Annotated in this window: 2 protein-coding genes and 1 pseudogene; all 3 read right to left on the bottom strand. The window is 31.6% G+C overall.

Going from position 1 to position 2,604, the window contains the following annotated elements:
• Positions 1 to 693, bottom strand: a pseudogene (locus tag QZ143_RS09710) (hypothetical protein); the annotation flags it as partial.
• A 649-nt stretch (positions 694 to 1,342) separates the two neighbouring features.
• A complete protein-coding gene (locus QZ143_RS09705; protein ID WP_292883703.1) occupies positions 1,343 to 1,915 on the bottom strand; it encodes an Ig-like domain-containing protein in 573 nt (190 codons plus the stop codon).
• A gap of 13 nt (positions 1,916 to 1,928) precedes the next feature.
• Positions 1,929 to 2,537 carry a type IV pilin gene (locus QZ143_RS09700; RefSeq protein ID WP_292883700.1) on the bottom strand — a complete coding sequence of 203 codons (609 nt, stop codon included), beginning with the start codon at positions 2,535 to 2,537 and terminating at the stop codon, positions 1,929 to 1,931.
• Positions 2,538 to 2,604 lie beyond the last annotated feature (67 nt).

The raw sequence follows: 2,604 nt of genomic DNA, 5'->3' as shown, positions 1-2,604 counted from the left end.
CAGGAAGTAAACTGCACCACCACAATCAGTTGCAGTGTTACCAATAAAATTACAATTTGTCAAATTTCCATTATACTCAAAGAAAACTGCACCACCCCCATTTAAAGCACCAATTTCTTTGATATTACCTGGTGCTTTGTTACCAGTAAAATTACAATTTTCAACACTACCAGAAGACATCCAAACAGCACCACCATTACTGTAATAACCAGTTGCTTGGTTATCAGTGAAATTACAATTGGACACAGTACCTGACTTTTCAAATAAAACTGCACCACCATTTTCTGTTGTTTTTCCATTTGTGAAAGTTATGTTTTTCAGTGCGACATTGTCTGCTAATATTTTGAATATTCTTGCTTTTCCTTGTGCGTCGATTTTATATCCGTTTCCATCGATTGTTATGGATTTAGCAATAATTATTCCTTCACTATCAAAATCGTTTTCACATTCGTAATTCTTATTTAATGTTAATGTTGAACCTGCTGCAGTAATATTGTCTCGCAGTTCGGCAAATGTTCCAGTATTTCCTGCACTTATCAGTTCATTATTTTTTGTTTGGCTTATTAGTTCATTTTTCTCGGCAGATATTTTTTCATTTGTATCTGCTTGTGATAATTCAATTGTTTGTTCAGTTTCACTTGCTATTATGGTTTCATTCGTGTCTGCGGCACACGTCGCAGCCATTCCGAACATAAAAATAGCAATCGTTATAATTATAAGTTTTGTATATTTCATTTTTTTCCCGAGCTCCTTTAAAAAAAAGTTTTATATTCTTCGAAACATGCATGTTATTTTTTTTGGTTCAAAAATATATTACAGCATTAATTAAGATTTTTATTCGTTACTAATATATATAGTTGCCGACTTAAAATTATACAGTTCACAATATTAACAATAAAATACGTATACAGTTTATCAGATTAAAAAATAATATAATTGAATATGTTCATATTTAATCAAAAAATTAAATCAGTTATTAAAAAAGATACAATGAATGCCTCCAAAAAATCTTCAATCACTTAAAAAAAGGACAATATGACTGCCCAAATCAATTTTTTTTACAACATATAATACTAATTCAAACTGATAACTATAAAAATTATTAATCATCAATGCAAGCCAGGAATTATAAAAACAGACTATTCCAGATGATGAATGTATATGAAAAAATAGCTTAAGATATGCTTTCATGGAAATACAGAATGTAATAAGTTAGTGAAATTTTAAAAACTATCTTCTAAGTTAACATATTGGAAAAAAATAAAAAAAAGGTTGTAGGTATTATACCTACGAAAAAAAATAAAAAAATAGAGGTAGATGCAGAGTTTCACCTAATTATTAATTATTCCATTCCATGTTCACTAACATAATTCCATTTATCAATGGTAAAGTGTTGAGCATTTGGATCTCCGACATATTCCTGACCGTTTTCATAATAATGATGATGCCCCCCTGAATCATACCAATCAGAAGATTCGGATGAACCACCATTGGAACTTGAGGAGGATTGTTGAGCTTCAACAACCTTTTCTTTAATTGTTAAATTTTGTGTTGTGTTGTTTGCTGTGTAGTTTTCATTACCACCATAGCTAACGGTTACATTGTATTTTCCTTTCTTCAGCTCAGGGTCGAGCTTTGCCTTACCTTTGTCATTGGTTTTTACAGTTTTATTTAAAACAACTTTACCTTTGCTGTCTTTAACAGTTATATTTACTTTCTGTTTTGAAAGTGCTGTTTTATTTAAGTCCGTTAGCTGCAATGTTAAATTATCGCCTTCAGCAAGTGTCCTGTTACTGGTAATTTTTACTTTACTTGGTTCTTTACTATCAAATGGGTGCAATACTGTTATTCCAATCATAACTGCAAGTATCACAATTATTACAATTAATACAATAATAATATTTTTGCTTTCCATTCAAATACACTCCTTAAGTATGATAGCATCCCGCTTTGGAGTCATAAGGCACGTATACTCCTGCATCACGTCCGTCAATTGTCTGTGGTATATAATGCCAGTTATTGGCAATTGCATATTCTCGAGTATAACCCATTGAATCAACTGCAGGACCGCTGCTTGGATAATATGAATATCCGTCTTCACTTAAACCAGATGCTGAATTAGAATTACTTGTTTTTTGATTATTGACGACTTTGGTAGTTGCCTCTTTAACGCTGACATTTCCTGAAACGGAACTTGATGAATATTGACCGTTTCCATCAAATGTGCATTCGACAGAATATTTGCCTTTTTCTGTCATCTTGAATTTGGCCTGACCTTTGGAATTGGTTTTTATTTCCTTATCAGTTGCCAATCCCTTTTTATCTGTAAGTTTAATTTTGATTGTCTCATTTGAAATTGGATTTCCATTGGCATCAGTTAATTTAACAACCAGTGCATCATCAACGTTAAGGCTCTTATCAGCAATTTTTAGATTAGACTTTTCCTTTGCCATTTGCTGGGAAAGCACCACACCTACAGCCGCTGCAAGAATGACAATTATCACAAGCAATATTATAATGATGTTTTTGTTTTCCATTTACTTTCACCTATTTTCTTCTAATGAATTTATTATATTTCTAAATTTGTCCCATTTCATTTAACAT

This window comes from Methanobrevibacter sp. UBA188 (assembly GCF_905234905.1).
Lineage (GTDB): Archaea > Methanobacteriota > Methanobacteria > Methanobacteriales > Methanobacteriaceae > Methanocatella.
The sequence above is the reverse complement of the archived record's forward strand: the minus strand, read 5'-3'. Positions and strand labels throughout refer to the sequence as shown.